The following is a 26,865-nucleotide window of genomic DNA, read 5'->3' as shown; positions in this document are numbered from 1 at the left end:
CCGGCAACAGGGGGCTAGGAGGATTTGAGGGCCGCTCGGTTCCGTCGCCGGGCCACGGACGCCTTGCGGGCCGTGCGCAGCATGTCCACGGTCAGGACCAGCAGCGCCACCCACACCACGCCGAAGCCGATCCAGCGGTCCAGGGTCATCGCTTCCCTGAACACCACCAGCGCCAGGATGAACTGCAGCACTGGCGCGAAGTACTGCAGCAGCCCAATGGTTGTCAGGGGAAGCCGGCGGGCCGAGGCTCCGAAGAACAGCAGCGGTACCGCCGTGATCACGCCGGAGGCCAGCAGGAGCCAGAAATGGCCCGGGCCCTGGGTGGTGAGCGTGGCTGTTCCGGCGGCTGCCAGGTAGACCATCGTGGCGCCCGCGAACGGGGCCAGCACCATGCTTTCCACCGTGAGGCTGGTGACGGCGTCCACCCTGGACCCCACCCGCTTCTTGACGAAACCGTAGAGGCCGAAGCTGAAGGCCAGGGTCAGTGCGATCCACGGCAGCTTGCCGTAGGAGTAGGTGAGGACGCCCACCGCCACAAAACCGATGCCGACGGCGGTCCACTGGAGCGGACGCAGCCTCTCCTTCAGGACGAACACACCGAGCAGGACGGACACCAGCGGGTTGATGAAGTAGCCAAGGGACGCCTCAACGGCCTGCCCGGTGGTCACCCCGTAGGTGTAGGTCAGCCAGTTGACGGCGATCAGGAGGGCGGCCAGGGCCAGCGAGCCAAACACGGCGCGGTTCCGCAGGGCCTGCGCCAGGGCGGACCATGAGCGGGTGGCCGTGATGAGGAGGGCGCAGAAGAGCAGGGACCACACCACCCGGTTGGCCACGATCTCGACGGCGCCTGCCGGCATGAGGACGAAGAAGTACAGCGGGAGCAGCCCCCACAGCCCGTAAGCGCCGATGCCAAAGAGGATGCCCGCCGTCGTCTCCTTGTCCACGGCCTTGGGACCGACGGCCTTGGGACCGGCGGCTTTGGGACCGGCTGCCGGGGAAGGAGGGGGCGCAGCGGCGGGAGCCGGGGCGCTGGCGGGGGAGGATCCATCGGGAGTGGGCACGGAACCAATAACACCACCCCGGGGGCAGGTATTCCTGCAGGCAGGGCACGCAACCCGGCAAATAGTCAGTAGGCTTGCTTTTATGATTTTCGCCAAGCGGCCGGACGTGGCCCCATGAGGCTCCGCCGCAGCAACGCCTCGGGCCGGGGCTACCGCCGTGTTGCTGCCGGCAAAGGCTTCAGCTACCGGGACCTGGACGGCTCCACGTTGCCGCCCGGCCCGGTCCGGGACCGGCTGGAAAGCATCGGCATTCCGCCGGCGTGGACCGATGTATGGATTGCCCCGTTCGAGAACGGCCACATCCAGGCAACGGGTGTGGATGCAGTTGGCCGGCGCCAGTACATCTACCACCCGGAATGGCGGGAACGTAAGGACAGGGTGAAGTTCGACCGTTCCCTACAGCTGGCGGAGTCGCTGCCGGCGGCGCGCCGCAGGGTCACCATGGACCTGCGCAGTGAGGGCTTTTCGCGGGACCGGGTCCTGGCCGGGGCCTTCCGGATGCTGGACAGCGGGTCGCTGCGGGTGGGGTCTGAACGGTACACGAACGAGAACGGCAGCCATGGGCTCGCCACCCTGCTCTGCGCCCACGTGACGGTGCGCAAGGACCGCATCCTCCTGAGGTTCCCCGCCAAGAGCGGCAAGGACTGGGAGTCGGAGTTCCGCGATGCAGACCTCGCCGTCCTGCTGCGGCTGCTCAAGCGGCGCGGCCCCAATGCCCGGCTCCTGGCGTACAAGGAGGGACGGCAGTGGAAGCCCGTCACCAGTGCCGACATCAACGCCTACGTGAAGGAACGGACCGGATCCGACTTCACGGCCAAGGACTTCCGGACCCTGCGGGGCACGGTTGCGGCCGCTGCCAGCCTGGCCCGCACGGGCGCCCAGCGGACGGCCGCCAAACGCAAGAGGGCCATCGCCCGGGCCATGATGGAAGCGTCCGAGGTGCTGGGGAACACGCCGTCCATCGCCCGCAAGAGCTACGTGGATCCCCGTGTGGTGGACCACTACCACGAGGGCGAAACCATCGATCCCAAACGGCCCGACTCCGCCGAGGCCGAACTCCGGGCCCTCCTGTACCGCGAAGGTGACGTGGTGCCGCTGGCGAAGAGCGGCTGAGGCCTAGAATAGGGGACTGTGCGCTACCTGTTCCGGCGCATTTTCCTCAAATGGCCAGTTCAGAAGGGCTTCCGGTGTCCAACCACAGCGAATCCGCCTCCTCCCGTCCCCTCCGTGTCGCCATTGTGGGCGCGGGGCCGGCCGGTGTCTACGCTGCGGACATCCTCACCAAGTCCAGCGGGGTCAAGGACGGCGACTTCGAGGTCAGCATCGACCTGTTCGAGGCCTACCCGGCGCCCTACGGCCTGATCCGGTATGGCGTTGCGCCGGACCACCCCCGGATCAAGGGCATCGTGAACGCCCTGCACAAGGTCCTGGACCGCGGCGACATCCGGTTCCTGGGGAACGTCACCTACGGCCGGGACCTCACCCTGCACGATTTCCGTGCCTTCTACGATGCCGTGATCTTCTCCACCGGCGCTGTCAAGGACGCGGACCTGGACATCCCCGGCATCGAGCTGAAGGGCTCGTTCGGCGGCGCGGACTTTGTGTCCTGGTACGACGGACACCCGGACGTCCCCCGCGAGTGGCCGCTGGACGCCAAGGAAATCGCGGTGATCGGCAACGGCAACGTGGCCCTGGACGTGGCCCGCATGCTGGTCAAGCACCCCGAGGAACTGCTGAGCACCGAGATTCCGGACAACGTGTACCAGGGACTCAAGGCCTCGCCGGTCACGGACGTGCACGTGTTCGGCCGCCGGGGCCCGGCCCAGGTAAAGTTCACGCCCCTGGAGCTCCGGGAACTGAGCCACATGAACGACGTGGACATCGTGCTCTACCCCGAGGACTTCGAGTTCGACGAAGCCTCCGATGACGCCATCCGCAGCAACAACCAGATCAAAACCATGGTGAATACGCTCACCAACTGGCTGGTGGAAGAGCACACCGAGTCCGAGAACCCGTCCTCCCGGCGGCTGCACCTGCACTTCCTGCACAGCCCCGTAGAGGTGCTCGATGACGGCGCGGGCAAGGTGGGCGGGATCAAGTTCGAGCGCATGCAGCTCGACGGGACCGGGAATGCCAAGGGCACGGGGGAGTACATGGAGTACCCGGTCCAGGCCGTTTACCGGGCCATCGGCTACCACGGCTCAGCCCTGGACGAACTCGAGTACGACGCCAAGCGGGGCGTCATCCCCAACGAAGGCGGCCGCGTCCTAGACGCTGAAGGCAACCCGATACCCGGCATCTACGCCACCGGCTGGATCAAGCGCGGACCGGTTGGCCTGATCGGCCACACCAAGGGCGACGCCCTGGAAACCATCGGTTTCCTGCTCGAGGACCGGCTGACCCTGCCGCCGGCCAAGAACCCTGACCCGCAGGCGATCATCGACCTGCTGGAAGAGCGCGGTATCGAGTACACCACGTGGGAGGGCTGGAACAGGCTCGACGCCCACGAAGCAGGCCTCGGTGCTGCCTGGACCGGACCCGAAGGCCTGGACCACGTGGTCCGCGAACGCATCAAGGTGGTGCCGCGCGAGGAGATGATCCGTATCTCCCGCGGCTAACGGTTCACGCTCTGTATTGGGGTGTTATTCGAGCTTCACTCCATCCCGGTTGACGCGTCCCTGTTTGCGTAACTTTTGCAGGCACCTGGTCCCCGCAACCGCGCCGTTCCGGTGACTGCCGCCTGCCACGGGCGCCAAAAGCAACGCATTTGCGGCCCGCCGTTCAGCTGGCCGAGGGGTACAATGGCCGGGCTGGCAGAACGAATGCCGCGCACCATCATGGGAGTTCGATGACGAACCTGATCCAGCCGGCCGCCGAGCCGCACCAGCGGGCAGCCCTCGCCGGGCATGAGTACCTGGACGGTGCCGCTGCAGGCACCCCGGAGATTCCAGGCCTGCGCAAGCTCATCAAAGAGTCCTGGCAGCGTTCGGCCCGTTTCAAGGCAAACCCGGACAGCCCGGCAGCCCCGCTCGCCATGGACCGGGATGTGCTGGAGGACTACCGCAGCCAGCACCCACTGGCGGCCATCATGCCTGTCATCAACAAGCTCCTGGTCCAGCCCAGCCACGACAGCGGCCTGCTGGTGGCAGTGGGCGATGAGGTGGGCCGGCTCCTGTGGGTGGACGGGGACCCTGTGCTGCAGCGCCGCGCCGAGGGCATGATGTTCGTCCCGGGCGCCGACTGGTCCGAAGCAACGGTGGGAACAAGTGCCCCTGGAACCGCCCTGGCCCTGGGCCGCGGAATCCAGATCGCCGGGGCCGAGCACTACCAGCGCACCGTCCATCCCTGGAGCTGCACCGCCGTTCCCTTCCACGATCCCGATTCCGGCGCTGTCCTGGGCGTGGTGGACATTACCGGCACGGCCATGGCGGTGGCACCCCACACTTTGTCCCTCGTGGAAGCCACCGTCGCGGCGGCACAGGCGCAGCTTCGCGTTGAACGGCTGCAGCTCGCGGCCGAGCTTGCCAGCAGGCCAGCACGACGGCGGCCGGCGGCTACCGCCTCCCGGTCGCCGCGGGCGGGCGTGAAGGAAGGCAGCCTGTACCGCAACAGCCTCCAGCTGCTGGGCCGCGACCAGGCCCTGCTCAGCATTGAAGGCAAAACCGTGGTGCTGTCCGCCCGGCACAGCGAAATCCTCGCCCTGCTGAGCTCGCACCCGGATGGACTGAGCGCCGAGGAACTCAGCGTCCTCCTGTACCCGGGCGAAGGGTCCACCATGACCCTGCGCGCCGAAATGGTCCGGCTGCGCAAGGTCCTTCAGCAGCTCAACCCGGCCGCCGTTCCCGGCTCGCGGCCGTACAGGCTGCCCCTGGACCTGGTGCCGGACAGCGGCCAGGTCCTTAACTGCCTGCAGCGCGGCGCCCACCGGATCGCGCTGGAGATCTACCGCGGCGCCGTGCTGCCTAAGTCCGAGGCTCCCGGCATCATCGATCTTCGGGACAGGGTCTCGTCCCTGATGAGGGAAGCCGTCCTCACGGACGGCAGCGCCGAAACGGTGCTCAAGTACGCTGAGCTGCCGGAGGCGAGGGACGACGTCGGGGTCCGGCGTGCCGCCCTGAAACTGCTGCCTGCCCGCTCGCCCAAGCGTGCCGCCGTCGTCGCCGACCTCGAGCGGCTGGAAGCTGAGCTCCACGCCTGACAACGAGCCCCTGTGACATGAGCCACAGGGTTGCAACCTGACTGCAACCTTCACGCTCCTACGCTGAGTGCAACGGCGCGGCCATAACCCGGCCCCGCCCCATGCACAGCAAAGGAGCTAGCAATGACTGTTTACGCCCAGCCTGGTACCGAGGGTTCGAAGATCGCGTTCAAGGACCGCTACGAGAACTGGATCGGCGGCGAATGGGTCGCCCCCGTCAAGGGCCAGTACTTCGAAAACGTCACCCCCGTCACGGGCAAGGCCTTCTGTGAGGTTGCCCGCGGCACGGCGGAGGACATCGAACTGGCGCTCGACGCCGCACACAAGGTTGCACCGTCCTGGGGCAAGACGTCCGTGGCCGAGCGTGCCGCGATCCTGAACAAGATCGCCGACCGCATCGACGAGAACCTGGAAATGCTGGCCGTCGCCGAGTCGTGGGACAACGGCAAGCCCATCCGCGAAACCCTCAACGCGGACATTCCGCTGGCCGCGGACCACTTCCGCTACTTCGCCTCGGCCGTCCGCGCCCAGGAGGGCCGGCTCTCCCAGCTCGACGACGACACCACCGCCTACCACTTCCACGAGCCGCTCGGCGTCGTCGGCCAGATCATCCCGTGGAACTTCCCCATCCTGATGGCCGTCTGGAAGCTTGCTCCCGCGCTCGCCGCCGGCAACGCAGTGGTGCTCAAGCCCGCCGAGCAGACGCCGTCATCCATCCTGGTCCTGATGGAACTCATCGGCGACCTGCTGCCCGCCGGCGTGGTGAACGTGGTCAACGGCTTCGGTGTTGAAGCCGGCAAGCCGTTGGCCTCCAGCCCCCGCATCCGCAAGATCGCCTTCACGGGTGAGACCACCACCGGCAGGCTGATCAGCCAGTACGCCAGCCAGAACCTCATCCCCGTCACCCTCGAACTGGGCGGCAAGAGCCCCAACATCTTCTTCAATGACGTGGCGCAGGACAACGACGCGTTCTACGACAAGGCCCAGGAGGGCTTCGCGCTGTTCGCCTTCAACCAGGGCGAGGTCTGCACCTGCCCGTCCCGCGCCCTGGTCCAGGAGGACATCTACGAGTCCTTCATGGCCGACGCCGTGGCCCGGGTGGAAAAGATGATCCAGGGCAACCCGCTGGACACCGAAACGCAGGTGGGCGCCCAAGCCTCCAACGACCAGCTGGAAAAGATCCTCTCCTACATCGACATCGGCAAGCAGGAAGGCGCCAAGGTCCTGACCGGCGGCGCCCGTGCAGAGCTGCCGGGAGACCTCGCCGGAGGATTCTACGTCCAGCCCACGGTGTTCGAAGGGCACAACAAGATGCGGATCTTCCAGGAGGAGATCTTCGGCCCGGTGGTCGCCGTGACGAGGTTCAGCGACTACGCCGATGCCATGGGCATCGCGAACGACACCCTCTACGGCCTCGGCGCCGGCGTCTGGTCCCGCAACGGCAATGTAGCCTACCGCGCCGGCCGCGAAATCCAGGCCGGCCGCGTCTGGGTCAACAACTACCACGCCTACCCGGCGGGCGCCGCGTTCGGCGGCTACAAGTCCTCAGGCATCGGGCGCGAGAACCACGCCATGATGCTGGACCACTACCAGCAGACCAAGAACCTGCTGGTCAGCTACAACGAAAACAAGCTCGGCTTCTTCTAAAACGCCTTATCCGCTACACCGACGCAAGGATTTCGCCAATGACGACGACAATGCAAGCAGCAGTAGTAACTGAATTCGGCAAGGACCTGCAGGTCCAGGACATCGCAGTTCCTTCCCCGGGGCCAGGGGAAGCCCTGGTCAAGGTCCTCACCACCGGGGTCTGCCACACCGACCTCCACGCGGCCGAGGGCGACTGGCCCGTGAAACCCTCGCCGCCCTTCGTCCCCGGACACGAGGGGGTTGGGGAAGTGGTGGCCCTGGGCGAGGGTGTCACCGATCTGGCGGTCGGGGACCTGGTGGGCAACGCCTGGCTGTGGTCCGCCTGCGGGGACTGCCAATACTGCCGCACCGGCTGGGAAACCCTGTGCGAGGCACAGAAGAACGGCGGCTACAGCGTGGACGGCTCGTTCGGCGAATACATGCTCGTGGATACCCGCTTCGCCGCCCGCATACCGGCGGGATCCGACCCCGTCGAGGTGGCGCCGGTGCTCTGCGCCGGCGTCACCGTCTACAAGGGCCTGAAGATGACCGAAGCAAGGCCGGGACAGTGGGTCACCATTTCCGGCATCGGCGGCCTCGGGCACATTGCAGTGCAGTACGCCGTTGCCATGGGCCTCCGCGTCGCTGCGGTGGACATCGCGGACGACAAGCTGGCCCTTGCGAAAGCCCATGGGGCCGAGGTGACGGTCAACGCCCTGCACGAGGATCCCGCGGAAGTCATCCAGCGCGAAACCGGAGGATGCCATGGAGTTCTGGTCACCGCCGTGCATCCCTCGGCCTTCGGGCAGGCGATCGGCATGGCACGCAGGGGCGGCACGATTGTGTTCAACGGGCTGCCGCCGGGCGACTTCCCCGCGCCGATCTTCGAGATTGTGCTCAAGGGACTGACGGTCCGCGGCTCCATCGTGGGGACCCGCCAGGACCTGGAGGAGGCGCTGGATTTCTACGCCCAGGGCAAGATCCACCCCACGGTGTCCGTCCGGGAACTCTCGGAGGTGAACGACGTCCTGGACGAAATGAAGCACGCAAAGATCGACGGCCGCGTGGTCCTGAGGTTCTGATGCCGCTGGACAAGCTCGACGCCGGAGTGACGCTGCCCGGGGAAGACTTCTCCCGGGTGGCGCTCACCCCGGCGGCCGTGCAGCTGCTGCGGAAGCTGTGGCTCCAGCACGGCCCGCTCATGTTCCACCAGTCCGGCGGGTGCTGCGACGGGTCCGCACCCATGTGCTATCCCGCAGGCGAGTTCATCACGGGCAGCTCCGACGTCCTGCTGGGCCTGTTTGACCTGTCCGACGGGCTGGAGCCACAGCCGCTGGAGTTCTGGATGTCGCGGGAGCAGTTCAGCTACTGGAGCCACACGCACCTGACGGTGGACGTGGTGCCGGGCCGGGGGAGCGGCTTTTCGGTCGAGGCACCGGAAGGAAAAAGGTTCCTGATCCGGTCCGCCCTGATGGACTGGCCTGCCTAGGCCCGTTCGACCAACTACCACTTGGGACCCTTCATCTGAAGGGTCCCAAGTGCTTTGCCGGAATAAAGTTCGGCAGAGTAACCGTCTCACCATTCGGGACAATTGGGCCCGTCCAGTGGATGGACACTACCGTTAATAGGTCTGTTTCCATCCGAAACCAAGATTGTGATCCCCCAATGAACCTTCTCCGGACCAAATCCATCGAGCAGTCGATCGCTGACGCCGATGAGCCCGGGCGCAAGCTGAAGCGCTCCCTCAGTACCTGGGACCTGATGATCATGGGCGTCGCGGTTGCTGTCGGCGCCGGCATCTTCTCCGTTGGCGCCAAGGCTGCGGCCAACTTCTCCGGTCCCGCAGTGACCCTGTCCTTCGCCATCGCCGCCGTCACCTGCGCGCTGGCCATCATGTGCTACGCCGAGTTCGCCACCGCCATCCCTGTGGCAGGTTCCGCGTACGTCTTCACGTATGCCACCATGGGCGAACTGCTGGCCTGGATCATCGGCTGGAACCTGATCCTGGAGCTTTTCACCGCCGCTGCCGTGATCGCCAAGTACTGGGGCATCTACCTCAGCAAGGTATTCGCCCTCATGGGCGCCGATATCCCGCCGGCCATCTCCCTGGGCGGGGTCGACCTCTACTGGGGTGCCTTCCTGATCGTTGCCGTCTTTACCGTGCTGCTGGTCCTGGGCACCAAGCTGTCGGCCCGCGTAGGCAACATCTTCACCCTGATCAAGATCGGCGTCGTCCTCTTTGTCATCGTGGTGGGCTTCACCTACGTGAAGTTCGAAAACTACGCCCCGTTCATCCCGGCCGCCCAGCCGACCGGCGGCGACGGTGGCGCCGACGTCCTGAAGCAGTCGTTCTTCGGCTTCCTCACCGGTGCCGCCCCTGCCCAGTACGGCACCCTCGGCATCTTCGCCGGCGCCGCTCTGGTCTTCTTTGCCTTCATCGGTTTTGACGTTGTGGCCACCTCCGCGGAAGAAGTAAAGAACCCGCAGAAGACCCTGCCGCGCGGCATCTTCGGCGGCCTGGCCCTGGTAACCCTGCTCTACATCCTGGTATCCCTGGCCCTCACCGGCATGGTGTCCTACACGCAGCTGGCCGAGGCCGAGAACCCCACCCTCACCACCGCCTTCGAAGCGGTAGGGGACACCTCGGCGGCCAAGATCATTGCCTTCGGCTCCCTGGTGGGCCTGACCACCGTGATCATGGTGCTCCTCATGGGCCTTTCCCGCGTGGTGCTGGCCATGAGCCGCGACGGGCTCCTTCCCCGCGCACTGTCCAAGACCAGCCAGAAGCGTTCGACGCCGGTACGCCTCCAGATCATCTGCGGGGCCGCCGTCGCCACGGTGGCCGGCCTGACCAAGGTGGACCTGCTGGAAGAAATGATCAACATCGGGACGCTGTCCGCCTTCGTGGTGGTAAGCCTGGGCATCCTGGTGCTCCGCAAGAAGCGTCCGGACCTGAAGCCGGCCTTCCGGGTACCGTTCGGCAAGGTCCTGCCCATCGTGTCCGCCGTGCTGTGCCTCTACCTGATGACCAACCTCGCAGTGGAGACCTGGATCTTCTTTGCAGTCTGGCTGGTCATCGGCATGGCGATCTACTTCTCCTACGGCCAGCGCCACTCCCGCCTCAACGAGCGCTTCGGCGACGCCAGCACGGCCGTCAACGGACCGGCTGCTGACAAAGCGCGCGAAGGCGAGGACGAGCTCACCCGCGCTTGACGCCCCTGCAAATGCCCGCCCTGGCCTGGCCAGGGCGGGCATTTGCATGTCCGGCTTCTAGGATGGATCACATGGCCCGTCCCACACGATCCGAACGCAAGGCAGAGCTCCTGGCTGCGATCCTGGATTACCTGATGGACAAAACGCTTGCCGAGCTCACCTTCCGGAGCCTCGCTGAGGGCCTGGGGATGAGCGCCTATGTGCTGGTGTACCACTTTGGCAGCCGGGACCAGCTGATCAACGACATTGTCGTTTCGATCGAGTCCCGGCTGGACCGGATGCGCAACACCGATGTGCGCGACATCGACCGCGCCGCCTGGCGGGACTTCCTGCTGGACTCCTGGCAGTGGACCATGGCCCAGCGGAATCGGCACCTGACCCGCCTGGAATTCGAAGCGACGGCGCAGGACATCGTGGCTGCAGAACCGAGGGGGACGTCGCAGGAGCACTTCCGGATGCTCCACCATAAAACCCGGGACTGGCTCATGGTGCAGGGAATTCCGGAGGAGTTTGCCGATACTGACGCGCGGCTCTTCACGTCCACCTTCTACGGGCTGCAGTTCGACTTCGTGGTCATGAATGAGCCGGAAGCGGCCACTAAAGCCTTCGAGCTGATGCTGGCGGTCTTCTTCAACAACCTGGAGACGCGCCTCGCTGCCGGCGGCGGGCAGGGCTGATCCGCGCCACCACGTGCACGAACAGATCCAGCTGGGAAAGAAGGGGCACCGCCCGGCTGTAGCCTCATCCGGGAAGGAGGCTCCGCTCAAGGGGCAGAATGCCGGCTGACCCAGTCAACTAACGGCCGCAGGTCCTCCCACAGACCGGCGATGTGCTGGACTGCGGCAGGGGTGGCCAGCCAGTCCGGCCGGCCAAGGTTGACGCTCGCTGAAAGGGATTTGTGCTTCAGGAGTTCGGCCCGCGGATGCTCCCGCGCATACCCCCGCGGCACCGTCTTCAGCTTCTCCCCCTCCACGGCAAAGCCGGCCGCGGCAACAGCCTCCACAATCTGCCGGAGGGACTCGCCGGTGCCGGACGCGTCCACCGAATTCCGGTACCGGGCCAGCTGTGCCGGCGTATGCGAGTGGTATCCGCCGCCCACCAGCAGGCCCCCGGCACTTAGCTGCAGGTAGTAGCCAACCCCCTCCTGGACGGATGCCACCGCGCCTTGGGCGGTCTTATAGGGAGACTTGTCCTCGGAGAACCGGATGTCCCTGTTCGGTCGGAAGAGCTTCGCCGGCCCAAACCGGGGTTCCAGCCCTGCGAGTAATGACGAGAGCGGTTCCTTGACCAGGGACTGGTAACTGTCCTTGTGTTCCTGCCACCACTCCCGGTTGTTGTTGTCCTGAAGCTCCTCGTAGAACCCGAAGGCGCCGGCAGGTATGCCCTGGAAAGTTGTCATGAAGCGATCCTAGGGACCCTCTGCGGGGATGGACACGGCCGCCGACCCGTATGTGCAAAAAGTAGGGCACCCCGCCACGGAAACCGTGACGGGGTGCCCTCAAAGCAGTGAAGCCGGCAGAAGCGGGATCAGCCGATCTTGTTGGCAGCCTCAGCATCGGAGGACGGAGCTGACGGGGCGGCCGCGGTACCGAGGTTGGCGCGCAGCTTGGCGCCGAGTTCGGCGTCAATGTTGGTCCAGTACTGGATGGCGCGTTCCTTGATATCGGAGCGCTTGACGCCGCCCACGGCACCGGTGATGGTCTCGAGGAAGCGGGCCTTGGCGGCTTCGTCGTAGACCTCGCGGTACAGGGTGCCGGCCTGGACGAAGTCGCTGTCCTCGGCGTGGAGGGAGTGCGCAGCGAGGGTCAGCTCGCCGTCGTTCTCCCAGCCGCCGGCCGGGTTCTGCGGCTCAAGGGCAGCCGGGCCACCGAAGGTGTTCGGGGCGTAGACCGGCACGGACGGAGCGTTGAAGTGGTAACGTCCGGCGCCGTCCTGGCTGTAGTTGTTGACCTGGTTCTTGGGCTGGTTCACCGGGATCTGGGCGTGGTTGGTGCCCACGCGGTAGCGGTGGGCGTCGGCGTAGGAGAAGATGCGGGCCTGCAGCATCTTGTCCGGGGAAGCGGCGATGCCGGGCACGAAGTTCGAGGGCGCGAAGGTGGCCTGCTCGATCTGCGCGAAGTAGTTCTCCGGGTTCCGGTTCAGCTCCATGGTGCCCACCTTGATCAGCGGGTAGTCGCCGTGCGGCCACACCTTGGTCAGGTCGAACGGGTTGAAGCGGTAGGTCTTGGCGTCCTCGTACGGCATGACCTGGACTTGCAGGTCCCAGGACGGGAAGTTGCCGGCTTCGATGTTCTCGGAGAGGTCGCGGATGTAGAAGTCCGCGTCCGAGCCGGCCAGCTGTTCGGCCTGCTCGCTGCTCATGGAGTTCACGCCCTGGTTGGACTTGAAGTGGTACTTGACCCAGAACCGCTCGCCTTCGGCATTGATCCACTGGTAGGTGTGCGAGCCGTAGCCCTGCATTTCGCGCCAGGAAGCGGGCAGGCCGCGGTCGCCCATGAGCCAGGTGACCTGGTGGGCGGACTCGGGGGACAGGGTCCAGAAGTCCCACTGCATGTCGGCGTCGCGCAGGTGCGTGCCCGGCAGGCGCTTCTGGGAGTGGATGAAGTCGGGGAACTTGATGCCGTCGCGGATGAAGAACACCGGGGTGTTGTTGCCCACGAGGTCGTAGTTGCCCTCGGAGGTGTAGAACTTCACGGCAAAGCCGCGGGGATCGCGCCAGGTGTCCGGGGAGCCGCTTTCGCCCGCTACGGAGGAGAAGCGGATCAGCATTTCGGTTTCGATGCCGGGCTGGAGGAAGGCTGCCTTGGTGTACCTGGACACGTCCTCGGTGGCCGTGAACGTACCGAATGCGCCGCCGCCTTTGGCGTGCACTACGCGCTCCGGCACCCGCTCGCGGTTGAACTGGGCGAGCTTTTCCACCAGGTAGTGGTCAGTCAGGATGATGGCACCGTCGGCACCAACTGACTTGGAGTGCGCGTCGGACGTGACGGGGGCACCTGACTGGGTTGTTGAAATGGCAGTCATTGTTCTCCTATTTCTCTTATTTCTGTGTTTCTTCAGAGGGACGATTGGAAGGAAGTTGTTGGGACTGCTGGCAGTCCTGGCAGATGCCCTGGTACATGACATCGGCGATCTGGATGGTCATCGGCTTGGCGTTTTCATCCCAGTGGGGGGTGAGGCAGGGAGCGTGGCCCACTGCACAGTCCACGTCCTCCACCCGGCCGCAGCTGATGCAGATGGCGTGGTGGTGGTTATCCCCCACCCGCGTCTCGTACAGGGCGGGGGAGTGTGGCGGCTCAAACCTGCGGAGCATGTGAAGGTCCGTCAGGTCGCCCAGCACCACATACACGGACTGGGCCGTCAGTTCCGGAAGTTCGGCGCGGGCGGCGCTCAGGATGCTTTCGGCGGGGGAGTGGGGGTGGCGTTCGACGGCGGCCAGGACCGCCAGCCGCTGTTTGGTCACCCTGCGTCCGTGGGCACGCAGGGCGGCAGCCCATGCGTCCTGGCCGTCAAAGTGTTCCGTCATGCCACCATTCAAGCACTTATTATGAGCATCTCACAATAAGGCTCGGCTAACACGTTGTGAACGGGAAGAAATCGTGCCGTCGCTAGGGTTGCAGGGTAGGGAAGCTGCTGGCTGATATCATGCCGCTCCGGCCCGGACCCACCCAGGGCCGGCGGCGCGCAGGCCATCAACCAACCGGCCCGCAGCGCCATCCTGCCCATGCTGTTTACAGGCTGCCCTGCCGCCGTCAGGGAGTCCGGGCAGGCCCGGAGTCCGCTCCGTCGTCGAAGGCTTCCGCTTCCTCGGCACGCGGCCCACCCTCCGGACGACCTTCGTCATCGACCTGGTCGCCACGGTCCTGGCCCAGCCGCGGGCGCTGATGCCAGCCATCGGTGCCGTCATGATCGGCGGCGGCGAAGCGACCGTAGGCGTCCTGCATCGTGGTGGTGACCGGGGCACCCGGATCGGCGGCCTGCCGCCAGCCGGGCTTCCGCAGGTACGACGCGCGGAACCCGGTCCCCTAGACAGCCGTTTCCATAGTGAGTAAGGAGGAGACGTGCATAAACACTACAACGGGCTCAAGACCGCGGCGCTGTTCGGGGTGCTGTGGGCGGTGCTGCTGGGCCTCGGGGCGCTGGTCGGCACCAGTACCCGCAGCTCCGCGCCGATCTGGATCATGGCCCTCCTTGGGGTGGCCACGACGGCATACGGCTACTGGAACAGCGACAAGATCGCCATCCGCGCCATGGCGGCCTACCCCGTCACGGAGCCGCAGGCGCCGCAGCTGTACCAGATGGTCCGGGAACTGTCCGTCCGGGCCAACCAGCCCATGCCGCGCATCTATCTCTCGCCCACCATGAACCCGAACGCCTTCGCCACCGGCCGCAATCCGCGGAACGCCGCCGTGTGCGTGACCGAGGGAATGCTGCAACTGCTGGACGCCCGGGAGCTCCGCGGAGTCCTGGGGCACGAGCTCATGCACGTCTACAACCGGGACATCCTCACCTCGTCCGTGGCCGCCGCCGTCGCAGGCGTGATCACGTCGGTGGGCCAGATGCTGCTGTTCTTTGGCGGCGGTGACCGGCGCAATTCCAATCCGTTGGCGATGCTGGCCATGGCGCTCCTGGCCCCCTTTGCCGCGTCGCTGATCCAGCTGGCCATTTCCCGGACCCGGGAGTACGACGCCGACGAGGACGGTTCGCAGCTGACCGGAGATCCGTTGGCGCTTGCCTCAGCCTTGGCCAAGATCGAGCGCGGCGTCACCATCGCACCGCTGCCGCAGGACCAGCGGCTGGTCAACGCCTCGCACCTGATGATCGCCAACCCGTTCCGCGGCGGGGCCATGACCAAGCTGTTCGCCACGCATCCGCCCATGCGGGACAGGATTTCCAGGCTGGAACGGATGGCAGGCCGGCCACTTCGCTGACGTCCGGCGCCTCCGTAACGCGCAAAGAGGGCCGGCGCTGCCCATAATCGGGGGGCGCCGGCCTCTTTACGCGGCGGCTGACGGCTAGCTGCGGAAGTTGACGAACTGCAGGTCGGCTTCCTCGAAGTCCTTCAGAAGGGCCATGGTGGCCTGCAGGTCGTCGCGGGACTTGGACGTCACGCGAAGCTCATCGCCCTGGATCTGGGACTTGACCGACTTGGGGGCTTCATCGCGGATGAGCTTGTTGATCTTCTTGGCCAGGTCCTGTGCGATGCCCTCCTTAATGGAGGCTTCCAGCCGGTATTCCTTGCCGGACGCGTAGGGCTCGCCGGCGTCCAGCGACTTCAGCGAGATGCCGCGGCGGATCAGCTTGGACTGGAGCACGTCCAGCACGGCAAGCACCCGTTCCTCGGAGTTCGCCTTCATCAGGATCTTCTCACCGCTGAAGTCCACTTCGGCACCGACGCCCTTGAAGTCGTAGCGCTGCGCCAGCTCCTTCTGCGCCTGGTTCAGCGCGTTGGCCACTTCCTGCTTGTCTACCTTGCTTACGACGTCGAACGTTGACTCGCCTGCCATGACTCTCCTTTTGCTGTTGGAAGCCCTGTGCGGACAGGGCGTGATCACTGCATTCCAGCCTAGTACGGATGCCCGCGTTGAGGAGGTCCGGGATTCACAGTTCATTCCCAGCGGACGCTCCGCAGGAACGAAGGAAAGCCGGGAAGAGTTGAACGTGTTGGGAAGTTGCTCGAAGGGAATACCATGCACCCCAAAGCCGTCCCGTATGCCACCCGCACTACTTCAGCAGCCGCCGGGGCAGTGGCAACAGTGGCGTCGTCGGTGGCCGCAGCGGCGGTTGCGGCGTCCATCACCCTCGCGCCGGTGGCAGACGCTTCATCCCGGATGGAGGGAGTCAGCGAGGACCTGCTGCGTGCAGTCCAGCTGAACCAGATCACTGAGGAGCAGGCCGTGAAGTTCGAGGCCCGGCTAGCCGGCAGGATTCTGGGGGAGGCCTGATTCCGTTCCCTTTCCCCGTTGTTTCAAGGGATTCCCGGGCCTTTGCGGCCCGATTCGATTCTTCGGCGGAAGTTCTGTAAAGTTGTCTTGCCCGCGGTTACTGGAAGCGGATCGGCCCGGAAAGGGACGTTCCGCAGACTGCATCGGCGGGTACTTCTTTTGAAGTTCGGCAGATTACCCGAGCGGCCAAAGGGGGCTGACTGTAAATCAGCTGGCAACGCCTACGGGGGTTCGAATCCCTCATCTGCCACCCAAGCGAAGGCCCGTAGTTTTCCCGGAAACCTGGAAAACTACGGGCCTTCGTCATGCCCGGCAGCCGTCCGGGCGGCAACACCCGCAACAGCCAGCCTTGAGACCGCAGCGTCCGGACGGGCGACCCCGAGCATCCGCTGCAAGGCTATGGGCAGTGGGCCTGCATTGGCTTCGGATCAAGGCAGGTGGGCACGCCGTCCGATCTTTTTCCAATCCTGTGACAAATCTGGGCGGATCTTGATGATGCCACCGATAGTGTTCTCACATATTCGCAATTTTATGGGGGGAAATTGTCGATGGCCGGCACGTCTGAAGATACTGGTGGACCCTGGCTCGATATCGCTGAGGAGGTCCGCTGGTATCCCTCGCCACATAACTCCCAGCCGATTAAGCTGAGGCCGATCAGCGAGACCGTCGCAGTTGTTTATTATGACCTTGACCTCGGGTTGCCTGCCGAATCGTTCGGAATTCCTTTCGGCCACGTGTGCGCGGGCGTCTTCCTGGAGTCATTGTCTGTGGTGGCCGCGACCAGGGGCTACCGCACCGTGGAAAGCCTTGAGCTTTCCGAAATGGATTTCGCTGCCGAGGACCGGTTGCATCGTATCGGCACAGTCAGATTGGAACCTGCTGTAGACGCCCATTCCCGTCCCTTGGCTGAAAGTACTTTGGCCGCATTCCGGGCCAGGCGGACGTCGCGTCGGCCGTACGACAGGCGGGTGGTCGATGAGGCGATCTTGACGGCGGCTTCTTCCATTGCCGCCCGCCAAGGATACGAATTCCATTCAACCGCTGACAGCAGAACTGTTTCATCGCTCGTGCGGATTAATCAAAAAACTCTTTTTTCCGACCTGCGCAATAATGCGGTCTACGCCGAGATCATGGAGTGGCTGCGGTTTTCGAAGGACGAGGCTGCCGCCCGGGCAGACGGTCTCAGCGCGGAGACCATGATCATTCCCGGGCGGGTGCTTCGATTCGCAATGGAGCACCGTAATCTTTGGTCCTTCCCAGCCATCGGCGGTTTCATTAAGGCCGTCTATTTACGCACAATGCGTGGCGTGCGGCAGCTTGGCTGGTTGGAAGGCCCGTTCGCGGAGCCGAGCCATTTCCTCGAAGCCGGGCGCACGTTCATGCAGGTATGGCTCTTCTTTTCGGAAAAGGGCGTATCCCTCCACCCCTTTGGCACTGTGATCACTAACCCTTCTTCTCACGCGGAATTCGTCAAGGAGGCTGGAATCAACGAGGGAGCGAACAGGATGGCGTGGATGCTGTTCAGGTTCGGCTATAGCGCCACCCCGCCGAAGGCTCACCGCCGCCCCGCGGCCTCGATGCTGCTCACCGATGACATATACGTACAGGAGCCACACCTTGAATAAGAAGCTCATATTTGCGTTCGTCTTTCTTATGGACAGATTCGTCGGGGTCTTTACGCCAAGGGTTTCTACTCATCGGATACTGCTTATGCCGGGCATAGAACCGTTCCGTTGGACCGCCGGACGCTGGAGGGCCTGGCGGACCTTTGAGATGGCGGCTAAACGCGTGCCTGCCTATCGTGAGTTCCTCGCCGAGCACGGCGTAAGCGGAAGGCTTTCCCTCAAACGCAAGACGGTGGCGGAGGCCTTCGCCGCGCTGCCGGAGATGGACAAGGACAGCTACATCAAACGCTGGACCATTCCTGCCCGCAGCGTGGACGGCGTGCTTCCCCGCCACGGTGTGGTTGTCGATGAATCTTCCGGAAGCTCAGGCGTCCCAACCAGCTGGGTGCGCGGCCTCGATGAACGTCTTGCAACAAGGCAGCTGCTCCAGGTTGGGTTTTCACGCACCGCCGAGACACTTAGGAAGCAGCCGTTCGTGCTCAACTGCTTCTCACTCGGAGCATGGGCAACGGGGATGAACGTCACGACATCCCTGACAGACGTGACAATGATCAAATCAATCGGCCCGGACCGCGACAAGGTAATTGCCACGATGCTGGAGTTCGGGCCGGATTACACCTACATCATCCTTAGCTATCCGCCCTTCCTGAAAGCCCTGTTCGACGACGATCGGATCATCTGGGAGGACTACGACATCGTGGCGGCATTCGGCGGCGAGGGCATCAGCGAGAACATGCGGGCACACATCACGAAGTACGCCCACAGTGCCTTCGGCTCGTACGGTGCGTCCGACCTTGAGATCAACATAGCCATCGAAACGGACTACACCGTGGAGCTCCGCCAGGCGGTCGCGGCCAACCCGGAACTGTCGGCACGGCTCACCCGACAGGACGAATACGGTGTGCTCCCGATGATCTTCCAGTTCAACCCGTACGACTACCTCATCGAAACGAACGGGGACGGCGAACTCGTCGTCACGATTGTGCGCAAGGAGAACGTCAACCCGCGGATCCGCTACAACATTCATGACCGCGGACACGTGCTGCGCGTGCGTGAAGTCAACGCTGTGCTTCGGGAATTTGGGCTCGAACACATCATCCGACAGCAGTTCCTCGATCTGCCCCTGCTCTTCCATTACGGCAGGAGCGACCTGTCCGTCGACTTCAACGGAGCGGTTGTGGCACCGGATGCATTGCGTGACGTCCTTAGCAGTGACCAGAGCCTTCTTTCAGCCGTGGAAAACCATCGGCTTGTCAGCTTTGAGGATGCCCTGGGAAACCGACAGCTTCACATCGCGCTTCAGCTCACCTCGAAAGCCAGCACCGAGGGCACCTTCGAGGCAGCTTCCTACAGGACATACATCCTTGAACGACTGAGAAGCATGAACGGCGACTTCAACAACGCAATCCTTACATCACCAGATGCAAGCCTCCCAACGATTGCCTTTTATCCGCTGCGCACCGGCCCCTTCACATCGGACGGTTCAAAGCTGAAGAACGAGTACGTCTGGCAGCTTGGCTCTACGGCTCCCCAGGACTGGGAGCTGGACCTCACGTTCCGGGCCCAAAAGAGCCGGGCATCTGCTGACTGACGTGGGCCGTCCAAGGGCCGAAGCTGCCCCGGAACAGTGCCAAACCGCCGTCGACATCGGTAGTGCCCAGGCGTAGTCTGGCAGCATCGGCGCATGTGCCCGATGCCCTGCGTCGATACCCAATCGATGAAGGAGGACCAATGAGTGCCGTACGTGAATTCATGACTACGGACGCACAGTGTATTAAGGAAAACCAGTCCCTGGCCGATGCCGCGCGGATGATGATGGACCTGGACTGCGGATCGTTGCCCATCTGCGGCGATGACGGCAAGCTGCATGGCATGATCACCGACCGTGACATCGTGATCAGGTGCGTGGCCGCCGGACGTGATCCGCGCGAAATGTTGGCCAGCGAACTCGCCTCAGGCAAGCCCTACTGGATCGACGCCGACGCGAACGTTGACGCCGCCATCGAAATGATGGAAGCACACCAGGTCCGCCGGCTCCCTGTCATCGCCGACCACAGGCTGGTTGGCATCATCAGCCAGGGGGACATCGCCCGCAACTACTCGGAACAGCGCGTGGGCGAGCTGGTGGAGCACATCTCGGAACGCAAGCGGATGAACGCATAGCCGGGATTTTCCTGGCGCAGTTCATGCCCTTGTCCGCGGCTCCCTGCCTTGAAGGCCAGGGACCGCGGACAAGCTATGCCAGCCAATCTTCAAGGCAGTCAGTTCAGCGCGATCAGGAGCATCTGGCTGGTGCCGGGGATGCAGGTCTGCAGGATGGCCCGGGGGAAGCCGCCGAAGACCGCAATAACGTCGTTGGTGGTTCCCGGGTTAGGTACCTGTCCCCGTGCAGAAACCGTGTACGTTCCATAGCCCGGGATGCTCACAGTCTCGCCCACCCCAATGCCGGAGAAGCGTGCCCAGCCGCCGCAGAAATCGTGCTCCGTGATGAAGAGGGAATAGCCGTCATTGGGGGTGTAGTGGATGGGACCGATGCAGGCGTCCACCATGCCTTGGCCGCCGGCGCCCGCAACATAAATGGTGCGGACGGCGGGTGCGGCAAGGACAGCTGCCGGAGCGGCGGCCGCGGGTGCCGGGGCCGAAACGGGCGCCGCAGCAGGGGCGGAAGCAGGGGGAGCCTGCGCCGGCGCCGCAACAGGTGGACCGGTCAGTACCAGCGTCTGCCCTGGGTAAATGATGCTTAACGGGCCTAGGCCGTTCGCCGCGAGCATCGCATTCATGTCCACGCCGTGACTGGCCGCGATAGCCCCGACAGTATCCCCGGGCACCACGGTGTAGAGGTTCGGATCACCTGCAGGCGCGGGTGCAGGCGCGGGCGCCGGAGCAGGTGCAGGTTCAGCCGGTGCCGCGGCTTCGGGCGCTGCGGGCGTGGGAGCTTCCGCTTCCGGAACTGGTGCTTCTGCCGCGGAAACTGGCTCCGCTGCGGCATTCGGCACTTCAGGTGCCGCGGCCCCGGCGACCTGGCCGATCGCCGTCGTGCTTTGGTTCAGCGACGCGGGAGGCGCCGCCAGGGCACCGACGCCGACGGCGGCCACCACAGCAGCAGTGGCCATGCCGGCCCACAGCTTGTTGCTGATGGCCGGCCGCACCTCGGTGAGGTCCGTGCGGGGTTCATCGGTGGCGAAGCTCCTGCTGGGGCCTTCGGGAGAGGAGAGGTATGGCTGGTTCATGGGGAGCCCATCCGGGTTCGGTCCAGGCAGGCTGGCGCTGTGCGCTTCAGCAGGCAGGACGGATTCAGGAAATATGCGCCGGCCGCCCCCAGCTGTTGCCGGGCCGCACAAAAGGCGCGTGATGGAGCGTCCGCATACCCAGAAAATACGGAGGCCCCGTGAGGAGGCAGGACCCCGGGAAGCCAGCCCGGGGGACCCGCCCGCACGTGTCAGGTCCTAGGAATCCCGAGTCTAGGAAGTCCGCAGTCAGGCGGCACCAGTAGGAATTACCCGAATATTTGCGCCGCCTACGCGGTAGCGGGCCACCAACTACTCAACCGCGGGCAGCCGATACTTGCCCCGACGCGGGCGGACTACGGCGTGCGCCGCTCCTGGAGCCCGGCGATCTCGCGCCGGAGCGCGGCAATTTCGGCCACCAGCTCCGCCACTTCCGCGCGGACCGGCTCCTCGGCCTCGGACACCGCCTCGGCGGTGTCCTCCACCCGCTGGACCAGCCAGGACGCAATGGACGCGGTGACCACACCCAGGACGGCAATACCGCTCATCATCAGCGCGGCGGCCACCGTGCGGCCGATCGGAGTCACCGGGTACATGTCGCCGTAACCCACGGTGGTAATGGTGGTCATGGCCCACCACAGGGCATCACCGAAGGTCATGATTTTCGCGTCCGGCGCCGACTGCTCCGCGTCCAGGACGCGTCCCCTGAGCGTGTCGCCCAGCGTCCGGTGCAACACGGACAGCAGCGTCACCAGGCGGAGGAGGCGCAGCGGCCGGAAAAACGGCAGTGCCACAATCACCAGTTCATGCAGGTTCCGGCCAGGTCCCGGTAGCGTTGTTGGGTCATGCAGAAAATCCTACTAACAGCTCCGGCGTCGGCTGCGGCCATCATGTTACTGGCGGGTAGCATAAGGGGATGCACCTGCTCCTGAGAACCCTCCTGATGCTCTTCCGTTCCTCGCGCCGGCCGCCGGTGACGGTCTGGGACAGCGCCTCGCTCCCGCTGCGGGTCCTGCCCACGGACATCGACATCGCCCTGCACGTCAATAACGGCATGTACCTGTCCCTCATGGACCTGGGCCGGTTCGACCTCATGGTGCGCAGCGGAGTCTGGACGCGGATGCGCCGTCGCGGATGGGGCCCCGTGGTGGCCGCGGAGACCATCGCTTTCCGGAAGTCCCTCCAGCTGTGGCAGCACTACACCATCGAGACCCGGATCATCGGGCTTGATGCCAAAGCGATCTTCTTCGAGCAGCGCATGGTGGCCGACGGCGAGATCTACGCCCGCGCGTACATCGCCACGCGGCTGGTGGCGAAGGGCCGGCCGGTCAGCCAGGAGGAGATCCTGCGTGAGTTCGGCGAGCCGCCGGCGGACCTGGTCCTTCCCGACTGGATCCACGAGTGGCGGGCGTCCAGCGCGCTGCCTGGCAGCAGAACGCCGGCCCCGCATGACTGGGCAGCGGCCTAAGCGCCCACGTCCCGCCGTTCCAGTGCGACGGCGGCCACCGCCACCAGTGCCGCCGAAACGCCCCACAGCCACGCTGCCGCCGCCCAGTCCGCCCCGTTGGCCACCGGCGAGTTGCCGTAGGCCCAGTGGTAGGGGCTCAGGTCCAGCAGCCACTCCACGTCCTCGCTCTGGCGTCCGACGGCGTTGAAGACGTAACCGAGGACGGCCACGGCGGCGCCCGTCGCGAGTCCATGGGTCCGCCGGCCCGTGACAGCGCCGACGCACAGGGCAGCCGTTCCGCTCAGGAGTGCCAGCCCGGCAAACAAGACGGTGGCACCCAGCAGGTTGTCTAGCTTGATATCCAGCTGCGCCGGCACGTTCAGCAGCCACACCAGCGCACAGGCCAGGGCAGCAAGCAGGACCACGCGCAGGAACAATGCCAGCGCCCGCTCCAGGACCACCTGGCCGCGGGTCACACCGTGGGCCAGGGTCAGTTCCAGCTGGCCGGACTCCTCGTCCCCGCCCACGGCAGCGGCGCCCCAGGCAACCGAGGCTATGGTCATGAGCATGTATCCGATCAGCCCGAAAAAGGTGGCCTGCACGTAGCCGGGGCCGCTGGCGATCTGGTCATAGTTCAGCGCCTTGGTCATCTCCGGCGGGAGCGCGTTGACCATTTGCTGCATCTCGGCGCTGCCCCCGATTGAGGGATACAGCGGCAGGTACAGGGAGATTGCGGCAGTGAGTCCGGCCGCCCAGCCCAGGGTGGAGCGCCACGTGTCGAAGAAGGCGCGGCGGAACAAGGGAAGTGCTTTCACCGGGCGTCCTCCGGCTCGCCGGCGTACATCTTCAGCACGGCTTCCTCCAGGTCAGGCTCCTCCAGGACGAGGTCGGTCAGCTGGAGGGAGTCCAGCATCCGGACCAGCGGCTGGATGGCGCCCTCCAGTACAGCGGACAGCGTCACGCTGCCGTCCGCCTCCAGCACCTGCACCTGCCCGACGCCGGGCACCCGGGCCAGCTGCGCCACGGCGTCGTGCGCTGCGATGCCGGACGCGGTGAAGCGGAGGTGCCGGATGGCGCCTTCGCGCAGCCCTTCCACGGACTCGACGGTGATGATCCGCCCATCGCGCAGGATGGCAACTGTATCCGCTGTCTGCTGGACCTCGCTCAGGACGTGCGAGCTGAGGAAGATGGTCTGTCCGCGGTGTCTCGCCTCCCGCACCATCGCGTGGAACTCCTGCTGGACCAGCGGATCCAGGCCGCTGGTGGGTTCATCGAGGACCAGCAGTTCCGGCTGGTGCATAAACGCCTGCACCAGCCCGAGCTTCTGCTTGTTGCCTTTTGACAGCTGGCGCGTATGCCGGTCAAGGTCCAGTCCCAGCCGCTCCGCCAGCTGGTCAATCCGGCCCGGCGGCACCGGCCCGCTGATGGCCTCATAGTGGGAAAGCAGTTTGCGTCCCGTCACCCGTCCCGCAAGGAACAACTCCCCGGGAAGGTATCCGATGCGGCGCCGCAGTCCAGGGCCGCCAGCCCTGGGCTCCACCCCCAGCACCCGGATTTCCCCGCTGGTGGGGCGGATGATGTCCAGCAGGCAGCGCATGGTGGTGGTCTTTCCTGCACCGTTGGGTCCGATCACCCCGAACACGGAGCCTGCCTCCACGGCGAAGTCCACGCCGTGGAGCACTTCCCGGCGGCCGAATTTCTTGGTCAGTGACTTCGCAGAGACAGCGGTTGCCACAAGCCCTCCTGGACGCGAACGCAGCGGCGGTTGACCCCAAGACTAGGTGCCCCCGCGCCCCGTGTACATGGAAGGCTCACGGTTATTCCCGATGACGCGGGGAGCGAACAAGGGCCCTCCGCGCAGGACATGCCGGGCCATCACGCGTACCGTTGACGCATGGCTACTCGTGACATCACAGGTGAACAGTTCGCATCCACCATCGAAGGCAACGACATTGTCCTGGTGGATTTCTGGGCAGAATGGTGCGGCCCCTGCAAGCAGTTCGGGCCCACGTATTCGGCGGTCTCAGAGAAGCACCCGGATGTCCTCTTCACCAAGGTGGACACGGAGGCGGAGCAGCAGCTCGCCGCCGAGGCAGGCATCTCGTCGATCCCCACCCTGATGGCCTTCCGTGAAAAGGTGCTGGTGTTCTCGCAGCCCGGTGCGCTGAACGCCCAGCAGCTCGAACAGGTGGTGGACGCCGTGAAGGCGCTTGACATGGAGGAAGTCCATGCCCATGTGGCCCGCCAGCGGGAAGAAGCCGGAGCAACGGCTGGCAAGCATGCCGGACCCCAGGACGGAACCCAGATCCCGGACTGACCCACCTCCTTAAAGCAACGCGGGGTCACTCCGCGCCCAATAACCTCGGTTCTTCGGGCGCGGAGTGACCCCGCGTTGTTGTAGCTAGATCCGTTCCACCTTGACCGGCTCCGCCAGCAGCGCGCTCAGTGATTCGTTGAGGTCCTGCACCGCGATGCCCTTGGAATGCTTGGCCAGGTCCTCCTCCGACGCCCACTGTTCGGTCAGGACCAGCTTCTCTTCTGTGGCTTCGGTCAGCTCGTAACGGATGCAGCCCGGTTCGTTCACCACCTCATCGATGGCTATTTCGAGGGCCAGCTTTACACGGTGGAACTCGCCGTCGTTGGGGATGAACGTTGCCTGCAGGTCAATGGGTGAACTCATGGATTTCACAATACCGGCAGCAGGGGAGGGCTTTGCCTCTGTTGCGCCGGACACCCGTGGTTCAGCGGTGCTTTTATTGCCGGGGGCCACTTGGTAGCGTGCCACCATGCGCGCTTACACAGCCGGGGACACTGACGTCCCGCTGCTCGAGGAGACCATTGGCCAGAACTTTGAGCGGGTGGTGGAGCGGTTCCCGTTCCACGACGCGCTGATTGAGGCGGCGCCTGTTCCGGGGGCGGATGCGCGCCGCTGGAGCTACACAAAAATGAATGACGACGTCGACAGGCTGGCGCGTGCGCTCCTCGCCATGGGCGTCGCCAAAGGGGACCGGGTGGGGATCTGGAGCCCGAACTGCGCCGAGTGGACGCTGCTGCAGTACGCCACGGCCAAGGCCGGCGCCATCCTGGTGAACGTCAACCCGGCCTACCGCAGCCACGAGCTGGAATTCGTGGTAAAGCAGAACGGCATGCGGATGCTGGTCACCGCCCCGTCGGACCGGAACAGCGACTACGTGGGCATGGCCCGCCGGGCGCTCGCCGTTTGCCCGGACCTGAAGGAGCTCGTTTTCCTCCCGGCACCAGGCGGGGAAGGGTTCGACGCCGGCGTCCCCCTCAGTGACGCGGAGCTGACCTACGCCGAACTGCTTCGGCGCGCTGACGCCGTCGGACATTCCGGCCTGAAGGCCCGCATGGCTGAACTCGGCCCGCACGATCCCATCAACCTGCAGTACACGTCCGGGACCACGGGATTCCCAAAAGGAGCCACCCTTACGCACCACAACATCCTGAACAACGGGTTTTCCATTGGCGAGCTGCTCGGCTACACGGAGCACGACCGGGTGGTGATTCCGGTGCCGTTCTACCATTGCTTCGGCATGGTGATCGGCAACCTCAACGCCCTCAGCCACGGTGCGGCCACCATCATTCCCAGCCGCGGCTTCAACCCCGCAGCGGCCCTGGAGGCTGTGCAGGATTTTGGCGGCACGTCACTGTACGGCGTGCCCACCATGTTCATCGCCGAACTGGCGCTGCCCGACTTTGCGTCCTACGACCTCTCGACCCTGCGCACCGGCGTCATGGCCGGCTCCCTCTGCCCCATCGAGGTGATGAACCGGGTGATCTCGGAGATGAACATGCGGGATGTGGCCATCTGCTACGGGATGACGGAAACGTCTCCGGTGTCCACCATGACCCGGCAGGGCGATACCCTGCAGCACCGCACCGAAACAGTGGGACGGACCATGCCGCACCTGGAAAGCAAGATCGTGGATCCGGGCTCCGGAGATGTCCTGGAGCGCGGGCAAATCGGCGAGCTGTGCACCCGGGGCTACGCGGTGATGGAAGGGTACTGGAGCCAGCCCGACAAGACGGCCGAGGCCATCGACACCGAGGGATGGATCCACACCGGGGACCTCGCCCGCATGGACGGGGACGGCTACGTGGTGATCGAGGGCCGGATCAAGGACATGGTGATCAGGGGCGGAGAGAACATCTATCCCCGGGAAATCGAGGAGTTCCTCTACACCCATCCGTCCATCCGGGACGTGCAGGTCATCGGTGTCCCGGATGCGCAATACGGCGAGGAACTGATGGCCTGCATCATCCTGGAACCAGGGGCGGAACCACTGGATGCTTCCGCTGTTTCGGACTTCTGCCGCGGGCGCCTGGCGCACTATAAGGTCCCGCGCTATGTGGACATCCGGGCGAGCTTCCCCATGACAGTCTCCGGGAAGGTGCGCAAAGTGGAGATGCGCGAGGAAGCAGTGGCCCGGCTGGGTATCTGACTCGCCCTCCACTGCACCTACAGCAACGCGGGGTCACTTTCTGCCCGATAATGCGGGTTT

General features: G+C 65.0%; 25 protein-coding genes, 1 tRNA gene and 2 pseudogenes. 18 read left to right on the top strand and 10 right to left on the bottom strand.

What is annotated here, in order from left to right; genetic code table 11:
* Positions 1 to 14: 14 nt before the first annotated feature.
* Positions 15 to 1,070 (bottom strand): EamA family transporter RarD, encoded by a 1,056-nt coding sequence (rarD, locus tag C3B78_RS14755; RefSeq protein ID WP_442778276.1) that lies wholly within the window; start codon positions 1,068 to 1,070, stop codon positions 15 to 17.
* A gap of 105 nt (positions 1,071 to 1,175) precedes the next feature.
* Here rarD and C3B78_RS14750 point away from each other — a divergent pair, with 105 nt between their 5' ends.
* The 8 genes from C3B78_RS14750 (at position 1,176) to C3B78_RS14715 (ending at position 10,775) form a co-directional block, all read left to right on the top strand.
* On the top strand, positions 1,176 to 2,174 hold the full coding sequence (locus tag C3B78_RS14750) for a DNA topoisomerase IB (RefSeq protein ID WP_104998717.1): 999 nt from the start codon (positions 1,176 to 1,178) through the stop codon (positions 2,172 to 2,174).
* A 50-nt stretch (positions 2,175 to 2,224) separates the two neighbouring features.
* Positions 2,225 to 3,679, top strand: coding sequence for an FAD-dependent oxidoreductase (locus tag C3B78_RS14745; protein WP_442778246.1), 1,455 nt, complete (start codon positions 2,225 to 2,227; stop codon positions 3,677 to 3,679).
* A 230-nt stretch (positions 3,680 to 3,909) separates the two neighbouring features.
* Entirely contained in the window at positions 3,910 to 5,259 is a 1,350-nt protein-coding gene (locus C3B78_RS14740) for a GAF domain-containing protein (RefSeq protein ID WP_104998715.1), read from the top strand.
* 123 nt (positions 5,260 to 5,382) lie between these two features.
* Positions 5,383 to 6,906 carry an acetaldehyde dehydrogenase ExaC gene (gene exaC / locus C3B78_RS14735; protein ID WP_104998714.1) on the top strand — a complete coding sequence of 508 codons (1,524 nt, stop codon included), beginning with the start codon at positions 5,383 to 5,385 and terminating at the stop codon, positions 6,904 to 6,906.
* A 38-nt stretch (positions 6,907 to 6,944) separates the two neighbouring features.
* Entirely contained in the window at positions 6,945 to 7,967 is a 1,023-nt protein-coding gene (gene adhP / locus C3B78_RS14730) for an alcohol dehydrogenase AdhP (RefSeq protein ID WP_199775261.1), read from the top strand.
* Positions 7,967 to 8,374 (top strand): DUF779 domain-containing protein, encoded by a 408-nt coding sequence (locus C3B78_RS14725; RefSeq protein ID WP_104998712.1) that lies wholly within the window; start codon positions 7,967 to 7,969, stop codon positions 8,372 to 8,374. Before adhP ends, C3B78_RS14725 begins: the two co-directional genes overlap by 1 nt.
* A gap of 176 nt (positions 8,375 to 8,550) precedes the next feature.
* Positions 8,551 to 10,098, top strand: coding sequence for an amino acid permease (locus C3B78_RS14720; RefSeq protein ID WP_104998711.1), 1,548 nt, complete (start codon positions 8,551 to 8,553; stop codon positions 10,096 to 10,098).
* Positions 10,099 to 10,169: 71 nt separating this feature from the next.
* Positions 10,170 to 10,775 (top strand): TetR/AcrR family transcriptional regulator, encoded by a 606-nt coding sequence (locus tag C3B78_RS14715; RefSeq protein ID WP_104998710.1) that lies wholly within the window; start codon positions 10,170 to 10,172, stop codon positions 10,773 to 10,775.
* 86 nt (positions 10,776 to 10,861) lie between these two features.
* On the opposite strand, the gene C3B78_RS14710 is transcribed toward C3B78_RS14715, so the two are convergent.
* From C3B78_RS14710 to C3B78_RS14700, 3 genes are all read right to left on the bottom strand, one after another.
* A complete protein-coding gene (locus C3B78_RS14710) occupies positions 10,862 to 11,497 on the bottom strand; it encodes a DUF2461 domain-containing protein (protein ID WP_104998709.1) in 636 nt (211 codons plus the stop codon).
* Positions 11,498 to 11,625: 128 nt separating this feature from the next.
* Positions 11,626 to 13,122: a catalase gene (locus C3B78_RS14705; RefSeq protein WP_104998708.1), complete on the bottom strand. Its 1,497-nt coding sequence runs from the start codon at positions 13,120 to 13,122 to the stop codon at positions 11,626 to 11,628.
* Positions 13,123 to 13,138: 16 nt separating this feature from the next.
* Positions 13,139 to 13,624: a Fur family transcriptional regulator gene (locus tag C3B78_RS14700; protein WP_104998707.1), complete on the bottom strand. Its 486-nt coding sequence runs from the start codon at positions 13,622 to 13,624 to the stop codon at positions 13,139 to 13,141.
* 217 nt (positions 13,625 to 13,841) lie between these two features.
* Here C3B78_RS14700 and C3B78_RS20100 point away from each other — a divergent pair.
* A pseudogene (locus C3B78_RS20100) lies at positions 13,842 to 14,108 on the top strand (MFS transporter); the annotation flags it as partial.
* Positions 14,109 to 14,159: 51 nt separating this feature from the next.
* Positions 14,160 to 15,029: a zinc metalloprotease HtpX gene (htpX, locus tag C3B78_RS14690; protein ID WP_104998706.1), complete on the top strand. Its 870-nt coding sequence runs from the start codon at positions 14,160 to 14,162 to the stop codon at positions 15,027 to 15,029.
* 84 nt (positions 15,030 to 15,113) lie between these two features.
* Here htpX and C3B78_RS14685 read toward each other — a convergent pair whose 3' ends face one another.
* Entirely contained in the window at positions 15,114 to 15,605 is a 492-nt protein-coding gene (locus C3B78_RS14685) for a YajQ family cyclic di-GMP-binding protein (protein WP_104998705.1), read from the bottom strand.
* Between the two features lie 183 nt (positions 15,606 to 15,788).
* Between C3B78_RS14685 and C3B78_RS14680 the strand changes: the two genes are divergently transcribed.
* The 5 genes from C3B78_RS14680 (at position 15,789) to C3B78_RS14660 (ending at position 19,831) form a co-directional block, all read left to right on the top strand.
* Positions 15,789 to 16,043 (top strand): hypothetical protein, encoded by a 255-nt coding sequence (locus tag C3B78_RS14680; RefSeq protein ID WP_104999813.1) that lies wholly within the window; start codon positions 15,789 to 15,791, stop codon positions 16,041 to 16,043.
* A 168-nt stretch (positions 16,044 to 16,211) separates the two neighbouring features.
* Positions 16,212 to 16,293, top strand: a tRNA-Tyr gene (locus tag C3B78_RS14675).
* A 298-nt stretch (positions 16,294 to 16,591) separates the two neighbouring features.
* The gene (locus C3B78_RS14670; protein ID WP_104998704.1) at positions 16,592 to 17,668 is read left to right on the top strand and encodes a hypothetical protein; all 1,077 of its coding nucleotides are present in this window, start codon (positions 16,592 to 16,594) and stop codon (positions 17,666 to 17,668) included.
* A 148-nt stretch (positions 17,669 to 17,816) separates the two neighbouring features.
* Entirely contained in the window at positions 17,817 to 19,259 is a 1,443-nt protein-coding gene (locus C3B78_RS14665; RefSeq protein ID WP_234005402.1) for a phenylacetate--CoA ligase family protein, read from the top strand.
* Between the two features lie 140 nt (positions 19,260 to 19,399).
* The gene (locus C3B78_RS14660; RefSeq protein WP_104998702.1) at positions 19,400 to 19,831 is read left to right on the top strand and encodes a CBS domain-containing protein; all 432 of its coding nucleotides are present in this window, start codon (positions 19,400 to 19,402) and stop codon (positions 19,829 to 19,831) included.
* A gap of 98 nt (positions 19,832 to 19,929) precedes the next feature.
* Here the strand turns inward: C3B78_RS14660 and C3B78_RS14655 are convergent, their stop codons facing one another.
* Together C3B78_RS14655 and C3B78_RS14650 are read right to left on the bottom strand one after the other, a co-directional pair.
* Positions 19,930 to 20,898, bottom strand: a complete 969-nt coding sequence (locus C3B78_RS14655; protein WP_104998701.1) for a LysM peptidoglycan-binding domain-containing protein — start codon at positions 20,896 to 20,898, stop codon at positions 19,930 to 19,932.
* 353 nt (positions 20,899 to 21,251) lie between these two features.
* Positions 21,252 to 21,710 (bottom strand): annotated as a pseudogene (locus C3B78_RS14650) (potassium channel family protein); the annotation flags it as partial.
* 101 nt (positions 21,711 to 21,811) lie between these two features.
* Between C3B78_RS14650 and C3B78_RS14645 the strand changes: the two are divergent.
* On the top strand, positions 21,812 to 22,363 hold the full coding sequence (locus tag C3B78_RS14645) for an acyl-CoA thioesterase (protein WP_104998700.1): 552 nt from the start codon (positions 21,812 to 21,814) through the stop codon (positions 22,361 to 22,363).
* Here the strand turns inward: C3B78_RS14645 and C3B78_RS14640 are convergent.
* Both C3B78_RS14640 and C3B78_RS14635 read right to left on the bottom strand, forming a co-directional pair.
* Complete coding sequence (locus C3B78_RS14640; RefSeq protein ID WP_104998699.1) at positions 22,360 to 23,157, bottom strand: ABC transporter permease subunit; 798 nt, start codon at positions 23,155 to 23,157, stop codon at positions 22,360 to 22,362. The genes C3B78_RS14645 and C3B78_RS14640 overlap by 4 nt on opposite strands.
* On the bottom strand, positions 23,154 to 24,077 hold the full coding sequence (locus C3B78_RS14635) for an ABC transporter ATP-binding protein (RefSeq protein WP_104998698.1): 924 nt from the start codon (positions 24,075 to 24,077) through the stop codon (positions 23,154 to 23,156). The genes C3B78_RS14640 and C3B78_RS14635 overlap by 4 nt, the downstream gene beginning before the upstream one ends.
* 159 nt (positions 24,078 to 24,236) lie before the next feature.
* Here C3B78_RS14635 and C3B78_RS14630 point away from each other — a divergent pair, with 159 nt between their 5' ends.
* Positions 24,237 to 24,659 carry a thioredoxin family protein gene (locus tag C3B78_RS14630; protein WP_104998697.1) on the top strand — a complete coding sequence of 141 codons (423 nt, stop codon included), beginning with the start codon at positions 24,237 to 24,239 and terminating at the stop codon, positions 24,657 to 24,659.
* Between the two features lie 84 nt (positions 24,660 to 24,743).
* Here the strand turns inward: C3B78_RS14630 and C3B78_RS14625 are convergent, their stop codons facing one another.
* Complete coding sequence (locus C3B78_RS14625; RefSeq protein WP_104999812.1) at positions 24,744 to 25,022, bottom strand: putative quinol monooxygenase; 279 nt, start codon at positions 25,020 to 25,022, stop codon at positions 24,744 to 24,746.
* A gap of 106 nt (positions 25,023 to 25,128) precedes the next feature.
* On the opposite strand from C3B78_RS14625, the gene C3B78_RS14620 reads away from it, so the two are divergent.
* Positions 25,129 to 26,805, top strand: a complete 1,677-nt coding sequence (locus C3B78_RS14620) for an AMP-binding protein (RefSeq protein WP_104998696.1) — start codon at positions 25,129 to 25,131, stop codon at positions 26,803 to 26,805.
* Positions 26,806 to 26,865 lie beyond the last annotated feature (60 nt).

It is taken from the genome of Arthrobacter sp. PGP41 (genome assembly GCF_002953935.1).
Taxonomy (GTDB): Bacteria; Actinomycetota; Actinomycetes; order Actinomycetales; family Micrococcaceae; genus Arthrobacter.
This window is presented reverse-complemented; position numbering and strand designations above follow the sequence as displayed.

Coding starts and splice junctions, on each gene's coding strand:
- C3B78_RS14750 (WP_104998717.1), top strand. CDS start 1,176: ATGAGGCTCCGCCGCAGCAACGCCTCGGGCCGGGGCTACCGCCGTGTT.
- C3B78_RS14630 (WP_104998697.1), top strand. CDS start 24,237: ATGGCTACTCGTGACATCACAGGTGAACAGTTCGCATCCACCATCGAA.
- exaC (WP_104998714.1), top strand. CDS start 5,383: ATGACTGTTTACGCCCAGCCTGGTACCGAGGGTTCGAAGATCGCGTTC.
- C3B78_RS14625 (WP_104999812.1), bottom strand. CDS start 25,022: ATGAGTTCACCCATTGACCTGCAGGCAACGTTCATCCCCAACGACGGC.
- adhP (WP_199775261.1), top strand. CDS start 6,945: ATGACGACGACAATGCAAGCAGCAGTAGTAACTGAATTCGGCAAGGAC.
- C3B78_RS14715 (WP_104998710.1), top strand. CDS start 10,170: ATGGCCCGTCCCACACGATCCGAACGCAAGGCAGAGCTCCTGGCTGCG.
- C3B78_RS14685 (WP_104998705.1), bottom strand. CDS start 15,605: ATGGCAGGCGAGTCAACGTTCGACGTCGTAAGCAAGGTAGACAAGCAG.
- C3B78_RS14655 (WP_104998701.1), bottom strand. CDS start 20,898: ATGAACCAGCCATACCTCTCCTCTCCCGAAGGCCCCAGCAGGAGCTTC.
- C3B78_RS14745 (WP_442778246.1), top strand. CDS start 2,225: ATGGCCAGTTCAGAAGGGCTTCCGGTGTCCAACCACAGCGAATCCGCC.
- C3B78_RS14710 (WP_104998709.1), bottom strand. CDS start 11,497: ATGACAACTTTCCAGGGCATACCTGCCGGCGCCTTCGGGTTCTACGAG.
- C3B78_RS14620 (WP_104998696.1), top strand. CDS start 25,129: ATGCGCGCTTACACAGCCGGGGACACTGACGTCCCGCTGCTCGAGGAG.
- C3B78_RS14725 (WP_104998712.1), top strand. CDS start 7,967: ATGCCGCTGGACAAGCTCGACGCCGGAGTGACGCTGCCCGGGGAAGAC.
- C3B78_RS14670 (WP_104998704.1), top strand. CDS start 16,592: ATGGCCGGCACGTCTGAAGATACTGGTGGACCCTGGCTCGATATCGCT.
- C3B78_RS14705 (WP_104998708.1), bottom strand. CDS start 13,122: ATGACTGCCATTTCAACAACCCAGTCAGGTGCCCCCGTCACGTCCGAC.
- C3B78_RS14665 (WP_234005402.1), top strand. CDS start 17,817: ATGGCGGCTAAACGCGTGCCTGCCTATCGTGAGTTCCTCGCCGAGCAC.
- C3B78_RS14700 (WP_104998707.1), bottom strand. CDS start 13,624: ATGACGGAACACTTTGACGGCCAGGACGCATGGGCTGCCGCCCTGCGT.
- C3B78_RS14645 (WP_104998700.1), top strand. CDS start 21,812: ATGCACCTGCTCCTGAGAACCCTCCTGATGCTCTTCCGTTCCTCGCGC.
- C3B78_RS14660 (WP_104998702.1), top strand. CDS start 19,400: ATGAGTGCCGTACGTGAATTCATGACTACGGACGCACAGTGTATTAAG.
- C3B78_RS14680 (WP_104999813.1), top strand. CDS start 15,789: ATGCACCCCAAAGCCGTCCCGTATGCCACCCGCACTACTTCAGCAGCC.
- C3B78_RS14740 (WP_104998715.1), top strand. CDS start 3,910: ATGACGAACCTGATCCAGCCGGCCGCCGAGCCGCACCAGCGGGCAGCC.
- C3B78_RS14720 (WP_104998711.1), top strand. CDS start 8,551: ATGAACCTTCTCCGGACCAAATCCATCGAGCAGTCGATCGCTGACGCC.